At 56.4% G+C, this 23700-nt stretch carries 20 protein-coding genes and 2 tRNA genes; 17 read left to right on the plus strand and 5 right to left on the minus strand.

Annotated elements, in window-relative coordinates; translation table 11 throughout:
• Positions 1-2: 2 nt before the first annotated feature.
• The 3 genes from ACN08Y_RS04510 to ACN08Y_RS04520 all read left to right on the plus strand — a co-directional run bounded on the left by ACN08Y_RS04510 (position 3) and on the right by ACN08Y_RS04520 (position 2621).
• Positions 3-887: a TrmH family RNA methyltransferase gene (locus tag ACN08Y_RS04510; protein ID WP_419111964.1), complete on the plus strand. Its 885-nt coding sequence runs from the start codon at positions 3-5 to the stop codon at positions 885-887.
• 155 nt (positions 888-1042) lie between these two features.
• Entirely contained in the window at positions 1043-1300 is a 258-nt protein-coding gene (locus tag ACN08Y_RS04515; RefSeq protein WP_083091002.1) for a type B 50S ribosomal protein L31, read from the plus strand.
• A 160-nt stretch (positions 1301-1460) separates the two neighbouring features.
• Positions 1461-2621 (plus strand): LCP family protein, encoded by a 1161-nt coding sequence (locus ACN08Y_RS04520; protein WP_419110448.1) that lies wholly within the window; start codon positions 1461-1463, stop codon positions 2619-2621.
• 81 nt (positions 2622-2702) lie between these two features.
• On the opposite strand, the gene ACN08Y_RS04525 is transcribed toward ACN08Y_RS04520, so the two are convergent.
• Together ACN08Y_RS04525 and pepN are read right to left on the minus strand one after the other, a co-directional pair.
• Positions 2703-3881 carry an HIRAN domain-containing protein gene (locus ACN08Y_RS04525; RefSeq protein ID WP_419111965.1) on the minus strand — a complete coding sequence of 393 codons (1179 nt, stop codon included), beginning with the start codon at positions 3879-3881 and terminating at the stop codon, positions 2703-2705.
• Between the two features lie 151 nt (positions 3882-4032).
• A complete protein-coding gene (gene pepN / locus ACN08Y_RS04530; RefSeq protein WP_419111966.1) occupies positions 4033-6678 on the minus strand; it encodes an aminopeptidase N in 2646 nt (881 codons plus the stop codon).
• Positions 6679-6859: 181 nt separating this feature from the next.
• On the opposite strand from pepN, the gene ACN08Y_RS04535 reads away from it, so the two are divergent.
• Both ACN08Y_RS04535 and ACN08Y_RS04540 read left to right on the plus strand, forming a co-directional pair.
• Positions 6860-6945: transfer RNA gene (locus ACN08Y_RS04535), tRNA-Leu, on the plus strand.
• 65 nt (positions 6946-7010) lie between these two features.
• Positions 7011-7439: a hypothetical protein gene (locus ACN08Y_RS04540; RefSeq protein ID WP_419111967.1), complete on the plus strand. Its 429-nt coding sequence runs from the start codon at positions 7011-7013 to the stop codon at positions 7437-7439.
• On the opposite strand, the gene ACN08Y_RS04545 is transcribed toward ACN08Y_RS04540, so the two are convergent.
• Positions 7436-7858, minus strand: a complete 423-nt coding sequence (locus tag ACN08Y_RS04545; protein WP_419111968.1) for a hypothetical protein — start codon at positions 7856-7858, stop codon at positions 7436-7438. The two genes, ACN08Y_RS04540 and ACN08Y_RS04545, sit on opposite strands and share 4 nt — an antisense overlap.
• Before the next feature lie 255 nt (positions 7859-8113).
• On the opposite strand from ACN08Y_RS04545, the gene ACN08Y_RS04550 reads away from it, so the two are divergent.
• The 3 genes from ACN08Y_RS04550 (at position 8114) to ACN08Y_RS04560 (ending at position 10444) form a co-directional block, all read left to right on the plus strand.
• On the plus strand, positions 8114-8566 hold the full coding sequence (locus ACN08Y_RS04550; protein ID WP_419111969.1) for a hypothetical protein: 453 nt from the start codon (positions 8114-8116) through the stop codon (positions 8564-8566).
• 156 nt (positions 8567-8722) lie between these two features.
• A tRNA-Leu gene (locus tag ACN08Y_RS04555) sits at positions 8723-8808 on the plus strand.
• Between the two features lie 115 nt (positions 8809-8923).
• Complete coding sequence (locus tag ACN08Y_RS04560; protein WP_419111970.1) at positions 8924-10444, plus strand: protein adenylyltransferase SelO family protein; 1521 nt, start codon at positions 8924-8926, stop codon at positions 10442-10444.
• Between the two features lie 114 nt (positions 10445-10558).
• Here the strand turns inward: ACN08Y_RS04560 and ACN08Y_RS04565 are convergent, their stop codons facing one another.
• A complete protein-coding gene (locus ACN08Y_RS04565) occupies positions 10559-12589 on the minus strand; it encodes a DHA2 family efflux MFS transporter permease subunit (protein ID WP_419111971.1) in 2031 nt (676 codons plus the stop codon).
• Positions 12590-12935: 346 nt separating this feature from the next.
• On the opposite strand from ACN08Y_RS04565, the gene ACN08Y_RS04570 reads away from it, so the two are divergent.
• From ACN08Y_RS04570 to mshC, 4 genes are all read left to right on the plus strand, one after another.
• Complete coding sequence (locus ACN08Y_RS04570) at positions 12936-13898, plus strand: L-lactate dehydrogenase (RefSeq protein ID WP_419099724.1); 963 nt, start codon at positions 12936-12938, stop codon at positions 13896-13898.
• A gap of 196 nt (positions 13899-14094) precedes the next feature.
• The gene (locus ACN08Y_RS04575; RefSeq protein ID WP_419099723.1) at positions 14095-14370 is read left to right on the plus strand and encodes a hypothetical protein; all 276 of its coding nucleotides are present in this window, start codon (positions 14095-14097) and stop codon (positions 14368-14370) included.
• Between the two features lie 96 nt (positions 14371-14466).
• Complete coding sequence (locus tag ACN08Y_RS04580) at positions 14467-15297, plus strand: undecaprenyl-diphosphate phosphatase (RefSeq protein ID WP_419104487.1); 831 nt, start codon at positions 14467-14469, stop codon at positions 15295-15297.
• A 135-nt stretch (positions 15298-15432) separates the two neighbouring features.
• The gene (gene mshC / locus ACN08Y_RS04585) at positions 15433-16731 is read left to right on the plus strand and encodes a cysteine--1-D-myo-inosityl 2-amino-2-deoxy-alpha-D-glucopyranoside ligase (protein ID WP_419111972.1); all 1299 of its coding nucleotides are present in this window, start codon (positions 15433-15435) and stop codon (positions 16729-16731) included.
• 112 nt (positions 16732-16843) lie between these two features.
• Here mshC and ACN08Y_RS04590 read toward each other — a convergent pair whose 3' ends face one another.
• The gene (locus ACN08Y_RS04590) at positions 16844-17749 is read right to left on the minus strand and encodes a PAC2 family protein (RefSeq protein ID WP_419111973.1); all 906 of its coding nucleotides are present in this window, start codon (positions 17747-17749) and stop codon (positions 16844-16846) included.
• 101 nt (positions 17750-17850) lie between these two features.
• Here ACN08Y_RS04590 and ACN08Y_RS04595 point away from each other — a divergent pair, with 101 nt between their 5' ends.
• From ACN08Y_RS04595 to ACN08Y_RS04615, 5 genes are all read left to right on the plus strand, one after another.
• Positions 17851-18984 carry a site-2 protease family protein gene (locus ACN08Y_RS04595; RefSeq protein WP_419111974.1) on the plus strand — a complete coding sequence of 378 codons (1134 nt, stop codon included), beginning with the start codon at positions 17851-17853 and terminating at the stop codon, positions 18982-18984.
• Positions 18985-19059: 75 nt separating this feature from the next.
• Positions 19060-20073, plus strand: coding sequence for a tRNA (adenine-N1)-methyltransferase (locus tag ACN08Y_RS04600; protein ID WP_419099718.1), 1014 nt, complete (start codon positions 19060-19062; stop codon positions 20071-20073).
• A gap of 79 nt (positions 20074-20152) precedes the next feature.
• Positions 20153-21832 (plus strand): proteasome ATPase, encoded by a 1680-nt coding sequence (arc, locus tag ACN08Y_RS04605; protein ID WP_419111975.1) that lies wholly within the window; start codon positions 20153-20155, stop codon positions 21830-21832.
• 30 nt (positions 21833-21862) lie between these two features.
• The gene (gene dop / locus ACN08Y_RS04610) at positions 21863-23443 is read left to right on the plus strand and encodes a depupylase/deamidase Dop (RefSeq protein ID WP_419112052.1); all 1581 of its coding nucleotides are present in this window, start codon (positions 21863-21865) and stop codon (positions 23441-23443) included.
• Between the two features lie 24 nt (positions 23444-23467).
• The gene (locus tag ACN08Y_RS04615) at positions 23468-23671 is read left to right on the plus strand and encodes a ubiquitin-like protein Pup (protein WP_419104491.1); all 204 of its coding nucleotides are present in this window, start codon (positions 23468-23470) and stop codon (positions 23669-23671) included.
• Positions 23672-23700: the final 29 nt, after the last annotated feature.

Below are 23700 nucleotides of genomic sequence, written 5' to 3' on the forward strand. Positions count from 1 at the left end.
GCATGAAACCCAAGCAACTGAGCCCGGAGCAGATTGCTGAGCGCGCCGAGCGAGTCTGGGCTCTACCCAACGCTCGCGCGCTGGCTGAGGCCCCTGAATCTGAGACACGCTACTACACCTCGCTCACCGACGTGAAGCTGCGCTCCCAGAAAGAACCTGAGTGGGGTATCTATATTGCTGAATCGTCTAAGGTAATTCGCCGTGCCCTAGCCGCTGGGCACCGCCCTCTTTCGCTCATACTGAGTGAGAAGTGGGCTGATGACCTCTATGATGTTCTCAGCGCCCACCCCGAGGTACCTGCTTATCTTGGAACAGAAGCTGAACTGGAAGCGGTGACTGGCTTCGCTCTACATCGGGGTGCTCTGGCAGCTATGGCACGCCCCAAACCGACCGCCTTGGCAGACCTGCTTGAGAACGTCCAGCGGGTCGCTATTCTTGAAGATATCGTTGATCACACCAACGTGGGGGCTATTTTCCGCTCTGCCGCCGCCCTTAACGTCGACCTTGTGCTGGTAACGCCCCGCTGCGCTGATCCTCTTTACAGGCGGTCTATCAGGGTCTCTATGGGAACTGTGTTCCAGGTTCCCTGGGCTCGACTTGAGTCCTGGCCCCATGCGCTAGAAACCTTACACAAGGCCGGGTTCGTGACAGCCGCGCTGGCTCTCAAAGAAGACTCCCTGACCCTTACCCAACTGGCGGAAAAACGGCCAGAGAAACTTGCCCTGATTCTGGGATCAGAAGGGCACGGCCTTGCCGCCTCAACGCTGGCTAAGACCCAGCATACCGTCATTATTCCCATGAGCCACGGCGTTGATTCACTCAATGTCGCCGCAGCTAGTGCGGTGGCTTTCTGGGAAACCCGGCCCCAGTCTCACCTGAACTCCTAAAGAGTGATGAACAACCGACCCTCCTGGGGCTCTAGTTTGCCCAAAGAGTGGTAGAGTGGTGCCTCGGTTGTAAACCGCAACCACCGGTAGGCACCCGCCCCGGTAGCTACAAGATATGCACTGGCAAAATCCAGGGCACGAAGAAGGTATATATCATGCAGGCTGGCATCCACCCTGAATACAACTACGTTCTGTTCCGCGACCTCGCTTCTGGCGAGACCTTCCTGACCAAGTCCACCATGACTTCTCAGAAGACCGAAAAGTGGGAAGACGGCAACGAGTACCCCCTCGTAGAAGTTGAAATCTCATCGGCTTCACACCCCTTCTACACCGGTAAGCAGCGCATCATGGACGCCGCTGGCCGTGTTGAGCGCTTCAACGCTCGCTTCGCAAACTTCGGCAAGAAGGCCTAAGCGCAGGCCACAGGCTTTCTCGCTTAACATCACACCCCGCAACGGCGATTTTTCACTCCTTGCGGGGTGTTTTTGTAGGTTCACTGCGTAGAATTAGGGTCGATTCGCTTTGCGCCAACCCCCAAAGGCGCTCACTGTGAAATAACTATAGGGAGGTACCGTGTCCAAGGCGGTTGAGGGTCAACCTCAGAAAAAACGAAAAAAAGCACTGTGGATTATTCTGCTGTGCCTTATTCTGGTTCCGGCCTTGGCTGCCGGTGGGTATTTACTCATGATTAACAAGGCTTGGAATAAAGCCGAAACTATTGAGAACGCTATGCCCAATGAAGATGGCTCGGTGAACACCGTGCACAACGACCAGCTTCAAGAGATGGTTGATAAAGCAACCAAAGCCCCAGAAGAAATTACTAATGAGTCAGGGGCTAGCCTGAAAGAGAATATCTCTGAGGGCGACTCCGATGGCGATGGCATTCTCGATAAGGTGGAGGGCGGTGCTGTTACCAGCCGTCCCGCCAACACCAACTCCACCGACATCCTTCTACTGGGCTCCGATCAGAGAAGCGGAGCGGAAGCTCAGTACGTGACCGGTGCCCGTGCAGATAGCATCATGGTGCTCCACATCCCCGAAGACGGCTCAGCCGCCTACCTGATCTCTATCATGCGCGATACCTGGGTTAACATCCCCGGCTATGGTTCCCACAAGGTGAATGCTGGCCTGAACTACGGTGGCGTTGACCTACAGGTAGCAACCATCGAACAGCTCCTGGGCATGCAGATGGACCACGTAGCAGAGATTGATTTCGAGGGTTTCAAGGCTCTTGTCGACACTTTAGGTGGCGTCACCGTTGATGTTCCCCTGGCTTTTAATGCTAGCGCTCCAGGCTACTCCTTCGCTGCTGGACCCCAGACCATGACTGGCGGACAAGCCCTTGTTTATGTCAGGGAACGTTACAACTTCAGTGACGGTGACTACCAGCGCGTTCGTAACCAGCGCGCCTTCCTGCGCGGTGTCTACAATCAGCTGCGTTCTGAGGGCGCTTTGAGCTCTGCTGCCAAGCTACTTCCGGTTATCGAGTCCGTTTCGCCCTACATGAAGGTTGACTCGGGGCTTTCACCCGCAGCTATTGTTGGAATTGCTCAGCCGGTTCTGTCCAACGGCAACACCCAGCTTGTCTCATTGACTCTTCCCAACGCTGGCACCGGCTGGTCATGGGACGGGCAGTCAATTGTTGTGCTTGATGCGGCAGCTACCAGCGCTCTATCCCACGCACTACAGACCGATACTATGCCAAACTACATCGCTACCTACGGTGCTGACTAAACAGTAGGGCGCGGCAACTGATTAAAAAATATTGAGGGCCCCTTACTGGGGCCCTCAATATTTTTGTCTCAACAAAAAAGCTTAGTGTTCGAGCGGGTCCTCGGAGACTTCTTCTTCGTCGTAGCTATTGTCTCGACCGTAGAAGAGCGCAAGGAAGGCGATAGAGGCCCCCAGAACAAGGCCCAGGATACCAAGCATGGGCTTGAAGAAAATCATGACCAGGCCGGCAGTCAGAATCAGGCCGCCCAGGATTCCCATGAGCACTGAAATCCTCTGGAGGCCCAATGGGGGTGCCGGGTAGTCGGATTCGTTCTGGTCCTTCCAGGTAGCCGATTCATGGTTGGCCGTGTCGGCAACTGAGGCTGAACGACCGGGAATCAGGGAGCGCTTTTTCTTGGGTGCACTTTCACGGTGGGCTTCGCCCTCGGAGGGCACGAAAGCATCGGGTACATCGTACTCGTCAGCCTCGGGAAGAAGCTCGGGCAGGAAGTTGGGTAGCTCATTGAACCACTCCTGAGTAATCTCGGAGGGGCGCACAGCCTGAACGGTGAGCGAGAGTTCAAAAGCGTTACCGCGAATAGTTCCCCAGGCGCTGGTGAGCTTGTTGTGTTCATAGGCATGGCGGATAACGGGTGCTAGCTGCTCCGAAATCTGTGTTGAGAGCCGACCAACAACCTTGCGGTCATGGAGCACATCAACAGAGTCAACGGTACGGCCGTCGGCAAGTTTGATTTGGTTGTTCTCAAGGGAGAGGATTACACGGCCCTCGCCGGAGGGAGGAAGAATCTCGTGGAGGTACTCGGAGTAGTCTTTTTCATCGAGGACCTTCATGGAGGCACCCTGGGGCAGGAGCGCTGCCTGGGTGGGTGCCTGGTTGAGGGGGAAGAGCGACCCCGGTGCACTCAGTGAAAGCAAACCGGTGCTTTCGATGTAGGTGTCGCCGGTGACCCCACGCAGAACAGCGGTGAGCTGAAGCCGCGCAGTGGCATCGTAGCCTGAGGCAACAACGCGGCAGATGGGGTTCCAGTAGGCTTCGGAGTCTTCTGGGCTCATGCGACCTACTTTGAGATCGTCGACGTAGACCGCGATAGCGTAAGGCTGGTAGGGGTTATCCGGCTCAGGGACCAGGCGAACATCGCCGTTCCAAACCTGCTCCCGGTCAATCAATAATTCTTCAAAAATATGAAGAATTTCGGCGTCGTAATAGTCATCGGTGATGATATGTACGGTGCCACGATCGCCCAGTGTATATTCCGTCACTGCCAGCTCCTATTTCCCTGCAAAACTTACTCTCTATAGCTTCTCACGAAAGCGCCGGTTTTGGTTCGCAATCTCGCCCACCAAAACCGGCTTTCTTTCGATATTCTCAGCCTTGAACGCGGTTGGAGTGAGGCAACTCTCGCAAGACTTTTTATCTGCCCGCTGTATTGAATTCCTGGGCCGCCAAAATGCGCTGGGCGTCATCGAGTAGTTCTCGAATGAGGCGTACCAGTGCTGTTGGGGCGTCCTGGTTCTGAGATAGCCAGTCCTTGGTGGCGGTGATAACCGGGTGGTTATCGAGCGTTCCCTCAGCAAGTTCGACCGCGGGGTAAAGCCCGCGAATAATCCGGGTTGCCATTCCGCCAGAACGCTCGCCCCAGGTCTTAGCCAGAAGCTCAAAATAACGGGAACGGTATTCCGTGCGCAGGCTTTCTGGGCCCTGCTGGAAACCTGCGGCTGTGGCGGAGAGAAGGTCGTTGGAAAGATCGGGGTTGCCGGTGACGGCTTCCCAAGCCTTTGCCTTAGCTTCTGCGGTGGGTAGTGCAGCCAGGGCGAAAGCGTAACCGCGTTCGGCGGTGGCTGACGGGGAGTAGCTCCGCGCCTGGGCCAATTCCTGCTCCGTCACCTGCTGGTTCACGGCAAGCGCGTTCAGCGCCTTCCAGCCCAGTGTCTGGTTGTAGCTCACACCGGGGGCCTGGGGGATATGTCCATCTACCGGGCCGTAGGCACCCCGGGCAACATCGCGTGCAAAGTCGGAGCCCAGCCTCGTATGGCTTGCAAGACTGAGAGCGGTACGAACCATGATGAGCTGTTCATCGCTCCCAGGGGCCGCTGTTTCGAGGGCTGAGAGCAGAGCCTGGTAGAGGGTGTCCCATAGGGTGCCCCGCTGGTCCTGCGGCGTGTAAAGGGAGATAGCGGATTGAGCTTGAGCCACAATGTTGGAGAGTAGTGTTGCAGACTTTTCCTGGGGCAGAGCCTGGCAGACAGCGGTGACGAAGCGGCTAGCTTCGAGCTTGCTGTCCCTGGTCATGTTCCAGAGGCTACCCCAGAGCAGGCCACGGCTAAGTGGGTCCTCAAGGGTAGAAACGTGGCTAAGAGCAGTGGACAGCCCGGTTTCCTCGGTCAGAGCGACCTTGGCGTAGGTGAGATCTTCCGCGTTGAGAAGTAGCACGGCGGCATCGGCAACCTGTGCAAGCTCGTCGGCTGACAGGTTTACCTGTGCTTCTTCTGTTCCTGCGGGCATCTCAAGGGGGATGCTGGCAGTCTGGGTAAGCCGCCCATGGGCGAGAGCCAGTGTTGCAAGCTGGAGCCTGTGGGGGCGACCGATAGATGCGGGCACCTCGGGCGGCAGAACCTGCTGAACTGTGAGCGTAGCCAGGTTGCCCTGTGCATCGCGCACGAGACGGCAGGAGAGCTCGGAGAGGCCGCTGGTGAGTAGCCAGGCATCGGCCCAGGAACGCACGTCGCGGTCGGAGACCTCATCGAGCGCCGCCAGGAAGTCGTCCAAGGTGGTGTTATCCCACGCATGACGTTTGAAGTAGAGGCGGGCGGCGTCAATAAACTCGTCAAAGCCGACGTAGGCTACGAGCTGTTTGAGAGCAGATGCGCCCTTGGCGTAGGTAATTCCGTCAAAGTTTTGGCGGGCCGCTTCGAGGTGGGGTATCTCGGCCACGATGGGGTGGGTGGTGGGTAGCTGGTCCTGCCGGTAGGCCCAGGCCTTGCGTGAATTGGCGAAGGTGACCCATGATTCTTTGTAGCCGTTGGCTTCTGCCGCGCCCAGGTGGCCCATGAAGTCAGCGAATGATTCTTTGAGCCAGAGGTCGTTCCACCACTTCATGGTGACCAGGTCACCGAACCACATGTGGCTCATCTCGTGGCAAATGACGTTGGCCCTGCTCTCTAGCTGGGACTGGTCGGCACCGGAGACAAAAATGTAGTTTTCGGTAAAGGTCACCAGCCCGGGGTTTTCCATGGCACCCAGGTTGTATTCGGGCACAAAGGCCTGCTCGTACTTGGGGTAGGGGTAGGGGTAATCGAAGAGCTCTTGGAAGAAGTCAAGGCCCTGCTTGGTGACCGCGAAGATGTTGTCGTGGTCAAAGTGTTCTGCCAGGGACTGACGGCAGTAGGCGACCAGAGGGATATTGCCTGAGTTGACCGAAGCCTTGGGGGAGTAGGTATCACGGGCGACAAAATACTCGCCGGCAAGGATCGCGGTGATGTAGGTGGAAATCCTGGCGGTCGGCTTGAACACTCGTTTGCTGATGGTTGAGTCTGAGGGGTCTTCTAGTTCCCTTTCTAGTTCTGCGTTGGAGGAGACAACCCAGGTTTTGGGTGCTGTGACGCGGAAGTTGAAGACGGCTTTGAGGTCGGGCTGTTCAAAGCAGGGGAAGACCCTGCGGCAGTCTGCTGGCTCGTACTGGGTGTAGAGGTAGGTGCGGTTATCGGCCGGGTCAGTGTAGCGGTGGAGGCCTTCACCCGAGCGACTGTAGTAGGAGCGGCCCTTGATGGTGAGGGTGTTCTCTTTTTCAAGGTTGGGTAGTGTAATGCGGGAACCTTGGACTACGTCGTCCAGGTGGAGGGTTTTACCGTTGAGTTTGACGGAGTCTACCGCCTGGTGAATGTAGTCGATGAAGGTTGATTGGCCGGCAGCAGCGGTGAAACGGACGGTGGTAGCAACCGGGAAGGTCTCAAAACCTGCCGCTGCGTGGGTCAGGTCGATGTGGACGTCGTAGGTATCAACGGTGATCAGGTCGGCGCGGGTGGCGGCTTCTTGCTGGCTTAAGTTTTCGTTATTCACATCACCTATGGTAGGTCGCGGGGTAGCGGAGGTCTAATACCTAGGGCAGGCTGTCGCTAGAGTGAAGCGGTAGCCGTGCGGTGTCACTGTTTTTGGGGGAGCCGATTTGCGGTGCGCCTACCGAACGGTGTATCTTGTTTTTTGTTGCTTTTCTGGCCCAAGCGGGCCGGGAAGTCACCTTGCGCGGGTGGCGGAATAGGCAGACGCGCTAGCTTGAGGTGCTAGTCCTCGTATTAGAGGGTGGGGGTTCAAGTCCCCCCTCGCGCACAACTGAAAACCCTGACTCATATGAGTCAGGGTTTTTCTGTATACACCGAATAAGGAGCGACAATATGGCCGCGAGAGGGAATACAGTACCCACAGCAGCTGAAATTCGTTTTGCGAAAATACTCAGAATATTCTTCGCAATGATTCCTGTAGTTTATTGTCTCTTTTGGATACTGTTTACCGATGAAAAAATTAACTACTGTCTGATATTTTTTGTCTACTTCTGTGTCAGTTATTTTCTTAGTGCGCTGCTACCAGATATTTTGATTGGCATTACAGCCATAGGGATTGCGGAATACTCATTCGGCTGGCTGGCAACAGACCTCTATCAGCAAATGGGTATTCCGATGCCTGATTTTATATACCCCATATGGAGCGGACTCATTACTGGCTGTATTCTTGGTAAAAATTTTGGATTACCCTATGTGAGTACCTGGCTAAAGACCAATGAATGGGTCTACGAAGAATCGCAGAAGAATAAGAAGACAAGCTAGTCGCCAAAATCAACGGCACTAACTTCTGGATCGCTCAGAAACAACTGCCAATCACCAAAAGCTAGATCAAGTTTCTGACCTTTATAAGAATTGATTCTGCTAATGAACTCATCTTGAGTTAGCCCCTGTTTGCTACCTCTGAATCGTAGATATCCACAATCTGTAGTTGCAATATATAAATATTCAGTATGGTTGTAAGACTTTGTTCCCGTGCGCGCGATACCCGCAGATTTGATAGTGCAAGTTTTAACGTGGTTGTGGCTTTGGTTGTAGAGCGGGGAGAACCCCATATGCGCTAAGCCATAAGCAACTGGGGCCACAACTACGAGTGCCACTACTCTCAATGCCCAAACAGTTGCCCGCGGGAACTTTTCGGTAGATTTCAGTACCACTTTTCTGGGTTTCCCTTGAATGCTCATATATCCCTTTGCTTATTTCGGGTGCACACCATATCTTACTTACGTTCCTCTATCTAAACGACAGGTATGCTTGCCTACCTCATGAGAGAAACCGCCCTTATGCCGTTGTTACTTCCTGTTCTCAGTAGTATCTGTGGTGAACATGTTTATAGCTTATCCCCAGGGCAGTCCTGGTTTTGAGGTGGTCTGATGAAGCGTTTGGGTGGGTTGGTTGCCTTTCTTCTCGTGGCAGTGGTGTTGTCCGGGTGCTCTTTTGTGCAGGGTTCTTCTCGGGTTGCTTCTGCTGAGCAGCAGCGTGTGATTGTGGATGAGTTTTGGTCTTTGTTCCCTGACACGGTGGAGGCTACGGGGACTGATCCTTCTCATTTTGTGTATGAGGGTGGGGCTATTTACACTGCGGAGCGTATTGCTGAGCGTGATCTTGATTATCGGTTGTGTTCGGATGATGTTGATGGGACGTCTTTGTATATGTTGTCTGCTTTGGTGAGGGACACTTCTCAGCGTAATTCGAAGGAGGAGTACAAGCAGAAGGTGCAGAAGATGCGTGATTTGTGGGAGTCTTGGGGGTATGAGGTTCAGGGTAGGGGGCCTCATAGTGAAGGGGCTGAGATTGTGATGTATACGGATTCTGGTACTCGGGTGTCGTATTTGGCTACTGTGTCGGGTGAGCGTATATCGGTTGATACGGCGTGTGTTTTGTCGAAGTAGCTGGCGGGGGAACCAGGTAGCTGAAAATTTCCCCCGTTTTATTAGGGTGTGGCACGTCACCCGCTTTTCGGGGCTGAAAACTTGCAGACCTCGAATCTTCTGCGTATAGTTATTACTCGTTGCCAGCTAAGCCCAAAGGATCAGCTAAGACACCTTGCGCGGGTGGCGGAATAGGCAGACGCGCTAGCTTGAGGTGCTAGTCCTCGTATTAGAGGGTGGGGGTTCAAGTCCCCCCTCGCGCACAGAGCAATCCCCGGTTCTTTGAGAGCCGGGGATTTTTCTATGCCCACCCAACCACCCAGACCAAGGTCGAACCCGGCACCAACCCCAACCGTAGAGGGCCGATAGACTGGGAACATGACAGCCACCAGCCCCAACCCATCCCCCCACCTACCTCAGCTCGAACACACCTACGCCCAAGCCTTCCCATCCCTGGCCCACCCCGCGCAGCCAGAGATACCCGCAGGGTCACAAGTAGCCTGGGTCAACCACAGCCTGGCCCGCCAACTCGGACTAGACAGCGAGCGCCTCGCCAGCGCCCAAGGACTCACCTGGCTCACCGGCGGGGCAAGCAAAAGCACCTACGCCCTTGCCTACTCCGGCTACCAGTTCGGCCAGCTCTCACCCGTCTTAGGGGACGGCCGGGCCCACCTGACCGGGGAACTAACCCCCAGCCCAAAAGCTGGTGATACTCCTGGGGCCAGAGCCCACCGCCTAGACCTGCACCTTAAAGGCAGCGGCAGGACGCCCTTTTCGCGCCCCGGCTCAGACGGCAAGGCACCGCTGTCAGCAATCTGGCGCGAAGCGGTCATCGGGGAATTCCTGCACGCAATGAACGTGCCGACCAGCAGGGTCCTAGCCATTATCGAAACCGGGGAACGCATCAGACGGCGTTCGCCCCAACCTGAGCCTGCCGGCATCGGGGTGCGTGTGGCTAACAGCCACATACGGGTGGGGACCTTCCAGTACGCCCAGTACCGGGCAGATACGGACATCCGCCGGGAGCTAGTCAGCTACGCCCTACACCGCCACTACCCGGAGGTAGAAATCCCAGCAACCAGCGGTCAAGAAGCCCTGGCCCTCCTGCGCGCGGTAGCACAGAGACAGGCCGAGCTGGTGGCTCAATGGCAGGCGCTGGGCTTCGTGCACGGGGTACTGAACACCGATAACGTGACTATCTCCGGTCAGGCCATAGACTTCGGGCCCTGCGCCCTCATTGACACCTTTAGACGCGGTGCCGTGTACAGCTCAATTGACCAGAATGGGCGCTATGCCTACGACCAGCAACCCGCTGTCACCCAGTGGAACCTTGCGCGCTTTGCTGAAACCCTGCTTGACCTCATCGACGGTGAGAACCCCAACCGGGCTATTCACCTGGCAACAGAGGTCCTGGCCGAGTTTGAAGAAACTATCCGCGACCGGCAGGTTAGTTTGTTTGCGCAGAAAATCGGCTGTGACCTCTCATCAACACCTGTAGAACACCGGGTACAGGTGGCTGCCTTCATCGACCGGACGCTGGGATTGCTCGAAGAACAGTCCCTCGATTTCACCGGCTTTTTCAGTTCTCTCACCGGAGGCAGCTGCCTGCTCAAAGGCCAGGAACAGGCCGCCTGGCTGGCAGAACAACAGCACCTGCAAGAGCTGACGCAGACCACCCCTGAGCGCGCGGAGCAGTTGATGAAGCGGGCAAATCCCCTCTACATTCCTCGCAACCTTGCCCTGGAGACTGCCCTGCGTCAGGTGGAGCGAGGAAACCTAGAGCCGGTACTGGGCCTCATTGACATCATCAGCAGGCCTTTTACCCCTCAAGAGGGGGCCGAATTTTTACAGACAGCACCCGCCCAGTCACGTTTCTTTGTCAGCTTCTGCGGCACCTAGAACCCCTACACCGGGTAGTGAGGGTAAGAGAAAGGGCCGATGACCCTACACAGGTCATCAGCCCCTTGCTGGGACTAGCGGTTGCGGCGGGAATATACCCACACCACAAGCGCGCTAGACAGATTCTTTACTCTGCTCAGTTTCTTGGGCAGCGGCTAACTGCTTATCAGCCTGCTTCACGCGGGCGCTTTCCTGTAGACCGGAGCTAGTGCGTAGCGGGGGCACCCTAAAGAAGAGAGCAAGAATAAAAGCCAATACCGTAACGAAGAAGCCCACCCAGTAGACCGAGACCGCTGAGGCGGTGAAACCCTCCATGAAGGGGCGGGTCAGGCGGGCATCTGCGCCGTTCAGATACGAGGTATCGGAGGTTGACACTTCAGCGCCCTGAGTTTCCCCGGAGTTTTCTTCGATTTTCTGAGCTATCTGCGGCACTAGCTGATCTACCCAGTAGGTGCGCTGGGCCTGGTCGGACCAGTTAACGGTTAGAGTTCCCTTATCGGCGGTGGCATGGAGTTGGCTGGCAACCTGTTCCAGTGCGGCAGTCTCTGCCTGCGGGCTAGCCTGCTCAATCTGGGCATCGATGACTGTCTGAGCCTGGTCTGCCGCAAGAAGGCCAGCCTCTACCTGCTTCTGAACAGCCTGGGTGACCTGCTCCTTGACCTGAGTATCTGCGGTTGATTTGGCGCTCTCGGCTGCCTGCTGGAGTTGCGTGGCGATACCCGCTTGCGCAGAAGTAAGAATCTTGTTCCAGATCTGATCCATGACGCCCTGATTTTCAGGTGCCTGAGCAACTGCCGGTGTCAGCGCGGCATCGAGCCCTGCGCGCAGGTCATCGTCGTTACCCATAGCTTTAACAATGTTGGCGGGCATCGCAGAGAAGAGAACAGAGAGCAGAACGGCGGTGCCCATTGTGCCACCAATCTGGCGGAAGAAGGTGGACCCTGATGAGGCAACCCCCATGTAGGTCGGTGCCACAGCGTTCTGGGCGGCGAGGGTGAGTGACTGCATGAGCTGGCCCAAGCCAAGACCCATGATGAACATACCGATCATCAGGAACCAGAGGGGGCGGTCAACCGTCATAAAGGTCAGATAGAAGTAGGCAAGGGTCATGAGCGCTGTACCCAGAATCGGGAAGATGCGGTATTTCCCGGTACGGGCAACCATACGGCCAGAAACAATGGAGGCTATCATGATGCCACCCATCATAGGCAGGGTTGCAAAACCGGACTCAGTGGGTGTGAGGCCCACAACAATCTGTAGGTAGAGGGGGATGGTCATCATGGCACCGAACATGCCAAAGCCTACGAGGAAGCCCAGAATCGCAGACATCGAGAAAGCACCGGACTTAAAGAGCGCTAGCGGGATAATGGCATCCTGGCCCATCTTAGCTTCAATGCTAAGGAAGGCTACTAGACCCACAGCAGAAATAAGGTAGCAGGTAATTGCAGAGGCTGAGGTCCAGCCCCACTCACGGCCCTGCTCAGCCACCAGGAGCAGGGGCAGTAGGGCAACGATGACGCTGGTTGCGCCCCACCAGTCAACGCGGGGAGCTTTGCTCTTATCAGCGATAGCGGGCAGATGCAGGAACTTCCAGACCATGGCTAGAGCAACAAGGCCGACAGGTACGTTGATGAGGAAGACCCAGCGCCAGCCAGTAACCCAGAAAATTTCGGGGGCACCGGCGAACATCCCACCGATGAGGGGCCCGAGTACCGATGAGATACCGAAGACCGCCAAAAAGTAGCCCTGATACTTTGCCCTTTCGCGGGGAGCTAGCATGTCGCCCATAATCGCCATGGGTAGGGACATCAGCGCGCCCGCACCAATACCCTGGAAGGCACGGAAGAGGGCAAGCATCATCATGCTGGTCGAGAAGCTAGAGAGTAAGGAGCCCAGAATGAAGACCAGGATGCCCAAGAGGTAGAGGGGGCGGCGGCCGAAGACATCGGAGAGCTTGCCGTAGATAGGGGTGGTGATGGTGGAGGTAATCATGTAGGCGGTGGTTACCCAGGCCTGCTGTTCTAGCCCGTGTAGGTCATCGCCGATGGTGCGGATTGCTGTTGAGACGATGGTCTGATCGAGCGATGAGAGGAACATGCCCGCCATGAGCCCGAGAATAACCAGCATGATTTGCCGGTGGGTCATGATAGGTTTTTCACCCGTGCTGGGCGACACTTTCTTATCTGGTGATGTCACTGTTGGTCTTTCGGTGCATGGGATATTTGCTCAGATTTATTCTAGTTTGCAGTTCTGCAAAAACTTCTAAAAGTTCATGTTCTTTCCCGCACATTCCCTAGCTCACTAGAGCATGTGAGCTTCAACAAAAGGTCAGGATGCACATATTTGTTTTTGTTGGTTTTTTAGGGGGCTGGGCCGGGTAAACCCCACACAAAATACAGGTAAAACCACACTAAAACACATCGAATCGTGGCATAATTGAACTGCCACCAGAAAACATCCACCACGGATTCTGTGAAAGGAACCTAATACCATGGCCCTGGAAAAGAAGCACACCAAGCTCGGCGTTATCGGCGCAGGCGGCGTAGGCTCAGCAACCGCATACGCAGCAACCCTCCGCGGCGCAGCCGATGAAATCGTGATCTACGATATTGCCGCCGACCGTGCTGTTGCTGAAGGCCTGGATATTGCTCACGGCACCATGTTCGCCCACGAAGCTGAGGTTGCAGGTAGCGGCGATATTGAAATCCTACGCGATGCTGACCTGATTATCGTCACCGCAGGCGCTCGCCAGAAGCCCGGCCAGCCCCGCCTGGAACTGGCAGAAGCAAACGTCAACATCTTCAAGGCAATGCTGCCCCAGGTTATGGCAGTAGCACCCAACGCAATCCTCATGATCGTCACCAACCCCTGTGACGTTCTGGCCGTTGTCGCCCAGAAGATTACCGGCCTGCCCAGCGAGCGTTGCTTCGCATCGGGTACCGTTCTTGACTCTTCCCGCCTGCGCTGGCTCATTGCCCAGAAGGCTGGCGTTTCCATCCGCTCCGTCCACGCAAACATCGTGGGCGAGCACGGCGACTCCGAGTTTCCCGTATGGTCAGCTGCCAACATTGGTATGGTTCCTCTCAACGAATGGACCAACGAAGCCGGCGAAAAGGTCTTTACCGACCAGGTTAAGGCTGAACTTGCTGAAGAGGCTATGCGCGCAGCCTACAAGGTCATTGAAGGCAAAGGTTCCACCAACTATGCTATCGGCATCTCAGCAACCCGTATCGCAGAGGCTATCCTGCAGGGCCAGGACGCCGTTCTGAACGTTGCTACCCAGATCCGTGGCCGCTACGGCATCGAAGGCGAAGCTGCCCTCTCACTGCCTTCAGTCGTTTCCCGCGATGGTGTCAAGCGTGTACTCGATGTCCCTATGACCGATGAGGAGATTGAGCGGCTGCGCGCTTCAGCCAACGCAATCAACGCATCATTGGCTACTCTAGGTTTCTAATCAAGGCCGAGTCATCGCCACTCTCGCAAGGGAAGAGGCCTCAGGAGCGCCGATAGGGGCCCGGTAGACAGAACCGGGCCCCAACCTATACCCCCTAAGACGGGGTGGACTTCTGGGGGAAGCGGAAGGGTGGTTTAGCCAAAATTTTCCTGACGGGTATTTCCCACTTTGGGAGAAAGGCTGTAACGTCTACTGTATGAGTACAAATCCTCGTGCCGAACTGGCTTATCTGACATCCGCTCTTGAAGAGCACCTCAACGCAATCGTTAACAGCCGAGGTGAACACGATGCGGCTGTAGACAACGCCTACGTTGCCATTGCCAATGCCTTTGAGCGTTACGAAGAGGCTCTTTTTGACGCTTATGAAGAGGTCACTCCTCTGGAAGTTTTCCTGGATGAAGACGATGACACCGATGAATTCGATTACGAATTTGAGGCTGACGACGCAGAAGATGCTGATCAGGCCGAGTAACCTTAGGGGCTAGAGAAGATTTTGTAGCCTGTTATTCCAAGCACAGCACCGCGAGCGGTGCTGTGCTTTTGTTTTGACTCGCGTAAAGTTCTAGCTGTGGAATGGATACAAGCAGTCATCCTGGGTCTAGTCCAGGGTCTAACAGAGTTTTTGCCAATTTCGTCTTCGGGGCACATTCGCATCATTGGGCAGTTCCTGCCCAACGGTGAGGACCCTGGAGCCGCTTTTACGGCTATTACCCAGCTGGGTACCGAAACAGCAGTTCTGGTGTTCTTTTGGAAGGACATTGTTCGGATCATCAAAAATTGGTTTGGTTCTCTGATCGGTCGAGTTGATAAGAAGGACCCCGATGCTCGTATGGGCTGGTTCATTATTATTGGCTCGCTGCCGATCAGCATCCTTGGCCTGCTTCTTGAAGATGCCATCGATTCAACCTTCCGTAGTCTTTGGATTACAGCAACCATGCTGATTGTCTTTGCCCTTTTCCTGGCAATTGCTGACCGAATTGGTAAGGAACAGCGCGATCTGACCGACCTGAATATCAAGCACGGCGTGATTTACGGCTTCGCGCAGGCACTGGCCTTAGTCCCCGGCGTATCCCGCTCAGGTGGCACTATCATGGCAGGTTTGCTGATGGGTTATACCCGCGAAGCCGCCGCTCGTTACTCATTCTTATTGGCGGTTCCAGCAGTATTCGCATCGGGCTTGTACAAGCTCGCCGGTAGCCTCTCTGAGGGCTTCAACGGCTACTACGGTCTAGGCTCAACCGTCGTGGCGACTCTGGTTGCTTTTGTGGTGGGTTACCTGATCATCGGCTGGTTCCTCAAGTACGTTTCGCATAAGAGCTACAGCATCTTTATCTGGTACCGCATTGCGCTGGGCATAGTACTTTACATCCTTCTGGGGACAGGCATCCTCGTCGCCTAAACTTAGTTGGACTGCACAGCCCGCCCGGAAATATAAACCGGGCGGGTATTGTTTTATCTAGAGAGTTTTAGACTCGGGCACCTGGCCAAATAGGCTGGGGCTGAGCCAAGAAAGTCCACCAAACGTGAGGTATTCATGCGAGCTTGGGAACAACCCCCTATCCCGTCCCTGCCGGGGCAGGCACCCCTTCCTACCATTTTTGATACGGCTCTGGGGGCGCGCGCAACCCTGGAGCGCCAAGAGCAGGCCGGGCTTTATGTCTGCGGTATCACACCCTACGATGCTACGCACATGGGGCATGCGGCTACCTATGTAGCTTTTGACTTGCTGAATCGGGCCTGGCGCGATGCCGGGGTGCCGGTAAAGTTTGCGCAGAATGTTACCGATGTAGATGACCCTCTCTTAGAGCGTGCCGCGGCAACGGGTGTTGACTGGCAGGAACTCGCTGAGGAACAGATCGAGTTGTTCCGCACCGATATGGTTGCCCTGAATGTTATCGCGCCCGATAACTATGTGAGCGTAGTGGACTCTATTCCTGCTGTTGCTCAGTCGGTGCTAGAGCTATTAGAAAGCGGCCTGGCCTATCGCCTGCCCGGTTTTACCGATGAGCAGGGTAACCAGCAGCCTGAGGGCGATATCTACTTTGACCTTGATGCGGCCCAGAAGCTGGGTGAGGGGAGTAAGCATGGCTGGAAACTGGGCCAGATAGCCCACTACACTCCCGAAGAGATGCTAACTATTTTTAGTCAGCGTGGTGGCGACCCGCTCCGCCCCGGTAAGCGCAAGGCCTTAGATCCGCTTCTGTGGCGGGTAGCGCGAGCTGGTGAACCGTCCTGGCCTGCTGAGGGACTGGGCGCTGGCCGCCCAGGTTGGCACATTGAATGTAGCGTTATTTCGGGTAGCCATCTGGGGGCGCCCTTCTCGGTGCAGGGCGGTGGGTCTGACCTCATCTTCCCGCATCATGATTTGGGTGCCAGCCATTCGTACGCCCTGACCGGCCAGCCTATGGCCCGGCACTACATGCACACTGGAATGGTGGGCCTAGACGGCGAAAAAATGAGTAAGTCCCTGGGTAATCTTGTTTTGGTATCTAAGCTGCGCCAGGCTGGGGTTGAGCCGGCTGCAATCCGTCTTGCCATCATGGATAACCACTACCGTACCGACTGGTTCTGGCACGATGACCTGCTAGATAAGGCTAAGGGACGTTTGGAGCTCTACCGTTCAGCTCTTGCGAGCGCCGAAGGAGAGGCCGATGAAGCGGCCTTAGCTCTCTTAGCGTCTGTTCGTGATGCGCTCGCCGATGATCTGAATGCTCCAGCCGCTTTGGTTGCGATTGACCAGTGGGCACTGTCAGTTGTGGAACACGGTGGTAGGGGTGGCCAGCTGGTAGCCGATCTTTTGTCTGCTCGGTTGGGTGTGCTCCTGGGAGCCTAAGGCCAGTGTTCCCTGCACCCCTTAGACCGGTGGCGGTACTCCTGCTGAGCGGGAGCCGCCACCGGTCTCTTTTACCAGAAGTCCCCTGGAGCGGGCCCCTAGCCATGAGTAACTAGGAGGGAGAGCCGCCCTCACTGTCCTGCTCTTTGAGGTACTGCTCAAATTCAGCGGCGATATCGACCTTGCTGATATCCCCGATGCTGTCTGCTCTTTCGTAAGTTGATTCCAGTTGCTGGACATAGGCTAGGAGCTCAGGTTCGTCTTCAAGTAGCTCTTTGGCACCCCGTTCCCAGGCCATAATTTCATCTGCTAGTTTTTCAAGAGGCATGGGCAGGCCCGTGATGGCTTCGATGACGCTGAGCAGGGAAAAGGTTGCCTTGGGGTGGGGCGGATGCGCCAGATAGTGGGGCAGAGATGCCCAGAGCGAGAGCGCCGGAATGTCGCGTGCACCAGCGGCATGCGCCAGAACCCCTATGATGCCGGTAGGCCCGGTATAGGTGCTGGGGGCAACGCCCGGGTGCACCAGCATGGTGGGGCTAAAACTTGTGATGCCTACAGGTGCTGGTTGGGTGTGCGGAACCTCATCGAGCAGGGCACCGCAGAAGATAACCAGATCAACTTTTTCCCGGTCCATGAATTCCAGTAGGTGCTGGCAGTAGTTCTTCCAGGAGAGGGAGGGTTCTTGACCGGTGATGATTAGAATCCGTGTGCCCTTGGTGCTCCACGCTTCGACAAAACGCGTTTGGGGCCAGCTAATCCCCGTGGCTTGGCCCTGAGCTTCGGGTACCAGGTGGGGTCTGCTCTCTGTGTAGGAGTAGAAAGACTCGCTTTCAAAACCAGCAAAAGGCTTGGCCTGGTAGTGTTTTGCCACCAGCTGGACTGCCTGACTGGCGGCTTCACCGGCATCGTTCCAGCCCTCAAAGGCCACCAGCAGGAGGGTAGGTGGCACCTGGCCTTGTTTGCCGGCTTTCTGGGCGTAGTGGGTCAAGAGATGGTGAGGTAGCGGCTGAGTAAACACTCCCCGTATTCTACCCGATATGTGCCGGGCGCTGGTTGGGTAATACACTAGCTTGAGGATAACCCTGTCTTGATGTGACCCTAGGAAGCAGGAGCGAAAGCATGAGGAAAACACCCGGGCTCATGATTGGCCGCTTCGCCGGTGCGCCCATATACCTGCAAAGGTCATGGTTTCCACTGATGGGGCTCGTTATTGCCGGCTACGGTATGCGGCTTGCCTCTTGGCAGAGCTTGAGCACCTTTCAGGGGTATTTGGCAGCGGCCGTTGTCGCTATCACTCTTGCACTGGGTGTCTTCTTACATGAACTTGCACACGCGACGGTCGGCAGAGCACGCAAGGCCCGAGTCTCTTCTATCACGCTCAATATGTGGGGCGGGCAGACCCTCCTGCACACTATGTCTGCTTCAACTGCCCTGTGGGTGGCCTTAGCTGGGCCGCTAATGAATTTTGTGGTCGCTTTAGCCTGCCAGATCATCTGGGCACTTACTGGCACCGCTGAGTTTTACGGCTTCCACCTGGCTGTGCAGGTCAACCTAGCCATAGGGCTTTTCAACCTCTTACCTACCTTTCCTTTAGACGGCGGGTATGCGGTTGAAGCTTTGATCTTCCTGGTGGTGCGGAGTCGCTCAACGGCTCACGCCTTGGTCACCTACACCGGCTTTCTGCTCCTAGCACTGTTGATTGGTTTTCTCCTGATGACCGGTTTTTGGCAGAGCCCCATCACCTTAATCGTTGGGGCGCTCCTTATCGTATATATCGGGGCCGGGCTCCTACCAGCTGTTCAGAAACTTGGAATGAACTCCGATACAGGCCACCCTCTGCACGTTCAGCAACTCATAGGACCTGCTAGCTGTGAATTTGACAGTGAACTTATCGGTCTTGCCGCACAAGGCTGGGACGGCCGGAGCGACATCGTTCTTATCAGCCAGGGCCAAGGAAAACCCGAATTTCGCGCAGTGGTACCAGCAAGTACCCTAAGAGCCTCCTACCAGAGCCTGGCCTACCAGCCCTTAGCCGCTATTGCCCAGCCCCTGCAAAGACGGCATCTCACCCTAAGCTCAGGGCCCACCGATATCATAGACGAGTACCAGGGCTTTGCCAGCTACACAGAACCGCCCGCCGAGAACGCCCTCGACAGAATCTGGCTAGTGACCGGCACCGCTGGCCCCGCCGGAACCGTAACCGCCCAGGATATAGCCGGAGCGCTCAGCAGCATCACACCGCCCTCACCCTGAGACGGCAGGTGTGCTCACCGGTGCTTTATCTGAGACAATGGAAAAAACACTTTAACGAAAGAGATTTCTGACCTTATGAGCACCCCCACCGGTAGCATTAACCGTCGCGGTCCCTTCCGACCTGGCGAGCGCGTACAACTCACCGACGAACGCGGACGCATGACCACCATTACCCTCACCGAAGGGGGCCAGTACCACTCCCACCGTGGCTTCTTCCAACACAGTGAACTGATTGGCCACCCTGAGGGTACCGTGATTGAGAACTCCGAAGGCTTTAAGTTCCAGGCCCTGCGCCCCCTCTACAAGGACTTTGTTCTCTCCATGCCGCGCGGGGCAGCTGTTGTATACCCCAAGGATGCAGGGCAAATCGTTGCAATGGCCGATATCTTCCCCGGCGCTCGCGTCATTGAAGCGGGTGTGGGTTCTGGGGCACTCTCAATTGCCCTCTTGCGTGCTGTGGGCGATCAGGGGCACCTGCGTTCCTTTGAGCGGCGTGAAGAGTTCGCTGATATCGCTCGCGGTAACATCGAGACCTTCTTTGGCGGTGCCCACCCTGCCTGGACCTTAACCCTGGGCGACCTGGCCGAGGCCCTGGGCGATGTCGAAGAACCCGGCAGCGTTGACCGGGCTGTTTTGGATATGCTGGCACCCTGGGAATGCCTGGACGCTGTTGCCCAGGCACTGGCACCCGGCGGCGTTATTATCTGCTATGTAGCAACCGTTACCCAGCTCTCCCGCGTGGCAGAAGCCTTGCGCGCTGATGGTCGGTTCACCGAACCCGAGTCACACGAGACCATGGTGCGCGGCTGGCATGTTGAGGGCCTAGCTGTACGCCCCGATCACCGCATGGTAGCTCACACCGGTTTCCTGATTACCGCCCGCCGTCTGGCAGACGGTGCAGAGCGTCTGGCACCCAAGCGCCGCGCCTCTAAGACCGACTTTTCCGAAGAGGATATGAATGCCTGGACCCCGGCTGCCCTGGGTGAGCGCAAGGTATCGGACCGTAAGCTCCGCCGGGCGGGCCGTGACGCCTTGAGTCTGGCCGAAAAGGCAACATCAGCTAGCCAGCACGCTCAAGAAACAGAGTAGAAAAGCCGTGAATCTCCCCGGTGCCCGCGGGCATCTACTGAGGGCACCAGGGGACGGGCAACAGAAGAGATGATCAGTGATGAGTGAACAGATGAATGTTTCGGCAACCGACTACGAACGTATTTTGAGGCAACTCAATATAGCCAACGATAACCGCCGGAACCTTGACCGCCAGCTCCGTGCTGCTGGTGAGAGAAACCAAAAGCTGGTCACCGCACTCACTAAAACTAAAAACGAGATTGAGCACTTGCGCTTAGCGCTTTCTCAGGAGGTAGCGCCGCCGCTGAACTCGGCTATTGTTCTAGCAGTACACGGTGCCAGCATGACCTACCAGGACTTGGCTAAGGGTAAGACCCCCGCTGAGATAGAAGAGCACCTGGACGTATTCTTAGGTGGGCGTCTGGTGCGCATTACCTGTTCTCCGCTTCTTCCCCTCTCTACACTTAAACCCGGCATGACGGTCTTGCTCAATGAGCACAGTCAAGCTGTCCTCTGCCTGGGCTTTGAAGGCTACGGGGAGCTGGTCGTGGTTCGAGAGCTCCTCGATGACACTCATGCGGTCATTGATATGCCCAACCAGTCAAAGGCTGTCGCCCGAATCTCGGGCGCACTGAACCCCGCTGACCTGAGGCTGGGCGATACCGTCACCTACGATTCGCGGATCCAGATGATTACCTCCCTGGTTCCGCATACCGATGCCCAAGAATTAGTCCTTGAAGAAGTCCCCGATATCACCTATGACCAGATCGGTGGCCTCAGTTCACAGATTGACCTCATTCGTGATGCCGTTGAGCTACCCTTCCTACACCCCGAAATCTATCGCCAGTACGAGCTGACCCCGCCCAAGGGAATCCTGCTCTACGGCCCTCCGGGTAACGGCAAGACGCTCATAGCCAAGGCCGTAGCCAACTCACTGGCAGCCCGCGCAGCAGAGAAAGCAGACGACGGCATCCGCAAGACCGGTTACTTCCTCAACATCAAGGGCCCAGAGCTTCTCGATAAGTATGTGGGGGAGACCGAACGCCAGATTCGCGAGATCTTCACCGCCGCCCGCGACAAGGCCCGCGCCGGTCACCCTGTAGTCGTTTTCTTTGACGAGATGGAATCCCTTTTCCGCACTCGCGGCTCCGGACGATCCTCGGACGTTGAAACCACGATTGTTCCCCAGCTGCTTTCCGAAATTGATGGCGTTGAGCGCCTAGATAACGTCATTGTCATCGGCGCAACCAACCGTGAAGACATGATCGACCCGGCTGTGCTACGACCTGGCCGTCTGGACGTCAAAATCCGCGTCAACCGCCCCAACCGGGCAGGAGCCGCAGAAATCTTTGGCCTCTACCTCACCGCTCAACTCCCCATTAGTCAGAGCGAAATCGACCGGGCCGGCTCAAAAGAAGCCGCCGTTAGCACCATGATTGAAACCGTGGTTAGCCAGCTCTTCTCCACCGATCCGGCCAACCGCTACATCCTCATCGACCTAGAGAACGGGGTCAGCCGCTGGCTTTTCCGCGGCGACTTCCTCTCCGGTGCCGTTATCCGCAACATCGTAGACCAGGCCAAAAAACTGGCCATTAAGTCCTACCTTTCCACCGGCGCAGACGGCATCACCACTGAGCACCTGCTTGAAGCGGTCCGCGCAGAGTTCGAAGACCAGGTCGAAGTACCCCAGGCCGCAGAAATTGAAGACGTCCTCTCCACCCTGAACATCCGTTTACGCGTCCTCCGAGTAGCACCAGCACGCTCGGTTGAAGCTGAATAAGAGGAGGATACCGTGACCGTTCGCCGTATCATGGGAGCCGAAACCGAATACGGGGTCCATGCCCCAGCTAAGCCCCATGCTAACCCCACCGTTCTCTCGGCCTTTGTCGTCAACACCTATGACACCCTCTTTAAAGAGAAGCTCACGTCCGAGCTCAACAGCACCTGGGAATACAGCTCAGAAACCCCGCTCACCGATGCCCGAGGCTTCACCGTTACGCGCGAAAAGGCCCACCCCAGCCAACTCACCGACACAGCTCAAATCCTGACCAGCGAAGACATCGCCGCCGAAGCACTCAGTGAAGCGGGTCACTTTGCCGAACGCATCGACTGGGACGCGGTCACCATGAACTCCATACTGCCCAACGGCGCTCGCCTCTACGTAGATCATGCCCACCCCGAGTACTCATCGCCCGAAGTCACCAACCCGCGCCATGCGGTTCTGTGGGATGCCGCCGGGGACCATATAGCAGCCCAGAGCGTAGCAACCATTGAGCGTATGGTTCAGGGGGAGCAGAGCGCCATGCCTGCTGTTAACCTCTATAAGAACAACACTGACGGCAAGGGGCAGTCCTACGGGTCTCACGAGAACTACCTGCTCCCGCGCTCAGTAGATTTTGAGTACCTGACAGCGGCCCTACTGCCCTTCTTCGCCACCCGCCAGATTATGGTGGGTGCTGGACGCGTAGGGCTGGGAACAGCAGCGGAGAGAGCCGGCTTCCAAATCTCACAGCGCGCCGATTTCTTTGAACGCACCGTTGGCTTAGAAACCACAGTTCGCAGGCCTCTGGTTAATACTCGGGACGAACCGCACGCCGAGAGCAGTAAATACCGCAGGCTCCACGTGATCACCGGCGATGCTAACCTCTCACACTACTCAAACCTGCTGAAGTTTGGCACCATGTCCTTGGTACTCAACCTGGTAGAGGCTCAGCAGGTCCCAGCCATTAAGCTGGCGGACCCGGTGCAAGCCATGCACGCTGTCAGCCATGATCTTAGCCTCAAACAGCCCCTAGCACTGGCTAGCGGCGGCGAAATGACCGCCCTGGAGATTCAAGATGCCTACCTCCAGGCCGCCCGAAACCTCGAAGCCAACCCCGACCCCGAAACCCAAGAGATTCTGGATCTTTGGGCAGACACACTCCAGGCACTAGAACATGATCTGCTCTCCCTGGCAGACCGACTGGACTGGGTTGCCAAATACGCCCTCATGAGCTCCTACATTGCCAAGGGACATACCTGGGCCGACCCCAAACTGGCAGCCATCGATCTGCAATACTCCGATGTCAGAACCACCAAAGGCCTCTACCACAAGCTGGTAGCCCTGGGGCGCATGAAGACCCTCTTCACCCCACAAGAGATTGCCCGCGCCGCCCACGAACCGCCTCGTGACACTCGCGCCTACCTTCGCGGCAAATTCATCACCACCTGGCCCGATGAAGTCCTAGGAGCTAACTGGGATACCCTCTCAGCCCGCAACCCGCTCTCAATTGACCTGCACCGTCTGCACATGGACGACCCCACCGGCTTCACCGCAGAAACAGTAGAACCCCACCTCGGTCTTGCCCACGCTGACCAACTCTTCGCTCTATTGAACAAGACCGAACACTAACCAACCCCAGCAAAGGAAAACACCATGGAACGCATCCAAAGCCAAGCACAGAACCAGAAGCAGGCCACCAGCCAGGGAACCGACGAAATCCAACTGGCAACCACCACAACCGACATCAACCACCAGGCTGTCTCCGAAATCGATGACCTCCTAGCCGAAATCGACGGTGTCCTCGAGGAAAACGCAGAAGACTTCGTCAAAGGATTCGTCCAAAAGGGCGGCCAATAAGAGCCCCAGGCCCCACCCACACCCCTCAA

The organism is Rothia sp. P5764, assembly GCF_048512965.1.
Taxonomy (GTDB): Bacteria; Actinomycetota; Actinomycetes; order Actinomycetales; family Micrococcaceae; genus Rothia.

Bases quoted from the DNA above. Each gene is read 5' to 3' on its own strand.
- ACN08Y_RS04510 (WP_419111964.1), top strand. From the start codon at position 3: ATGAAACCCAAGCAACTGAGCCCGGAGCAGATTGCTGAGCGCGCCGAG.
- ACN08Y_RS04515 (WP_083091002.1), top strand. From the start codon at position 1,043: ATGCAGGCTGGCATCCACCCTGAATACAACTACGTTCTGTTCCGCGAC.
- ACN08Y_RS04540 (WP_419111967.1), top strand. From the start codon at position 7,011: ATGGCCGCGAGAGGGAATACAGTACCCACAGCAGCTGAAATTCGTTTT.
- ACN08Y_RS04545 (WP_419111968.1), bottom strand. From the start codon at position 7,858: ATGAGCATTCAAGGGAAACCCAGAAAAGTGGTACTGAAATCTACCGAA.
- ACN08Y_RS04560 (WP_419111970.1), top strand. From the start codon at position 8,924: ATGACAGCCACCAGCCCCAACCCATCCCCCCACCTACCTCAGCTCGAA.
- ACN08Y_RS04565 (WP_419111971.1), bottom strand. From the start codon at position 12,589: ATGACCCACCGGCAAATCATGCTGGTTATTCTCGGGCTCATGGCGGGC.
- ACN08Y_RS04570 (WP_419099724.1), top strand. From the start codon at position 12,936: ATGGCCCTGGAAAAGAAGCACACCAAGCTCGGCGTTATCGGCGCAGGC.
- ACN08Y_RS04575 (WP_419099723.1), top strand. From the start codon at position 14,095: ATGAGTACAAATCCTCGTGCCGAACTGGCTTATCTGACATCCGCTCTT.
- mshC (WP_419111972.1), top strand. From the start codon at position 15,433: ATGCGAGCTTGGGAACAACCCCCTATCCCGTCCCTGCCGGGGCAGGCA.
- ACN08Y_RS04595 (WP_419111974.1), top strand. From the start codon at position 17,851: ATGAGGAAAACACCCGGGCTCATGATTGGCCGCTTCGCCGGTGCGCCC.
- ACN08Y_RS04600 (WP_419099718.1), top strand. From the start codon at position 19,060: ATGAGCACCCCCACCGGTAGCATTAACCGTCGCGGTCCCTTCCGACCT.
- arc (WP_419111975.1), top strand. From the start codon at position 20,153: ATGAGTGAACAGATGAATGTTTCGGCAACCGACTACGAACGTATTTTG.
- dop (WP_419112052.1), top strand. From the start codon at position 21,863: ATGGGAGCCGAAACCGAATACGGGGTCCATGCCCCAGCTAAGCCCCAT.
- ACN08Y_RS04615 (WP_419104491.1), top strand. From the start codon at position 23,468: ATGGAACGCATCCAAAGCCAAGCACAGAACCAGAAGCAGGCCACCAGC.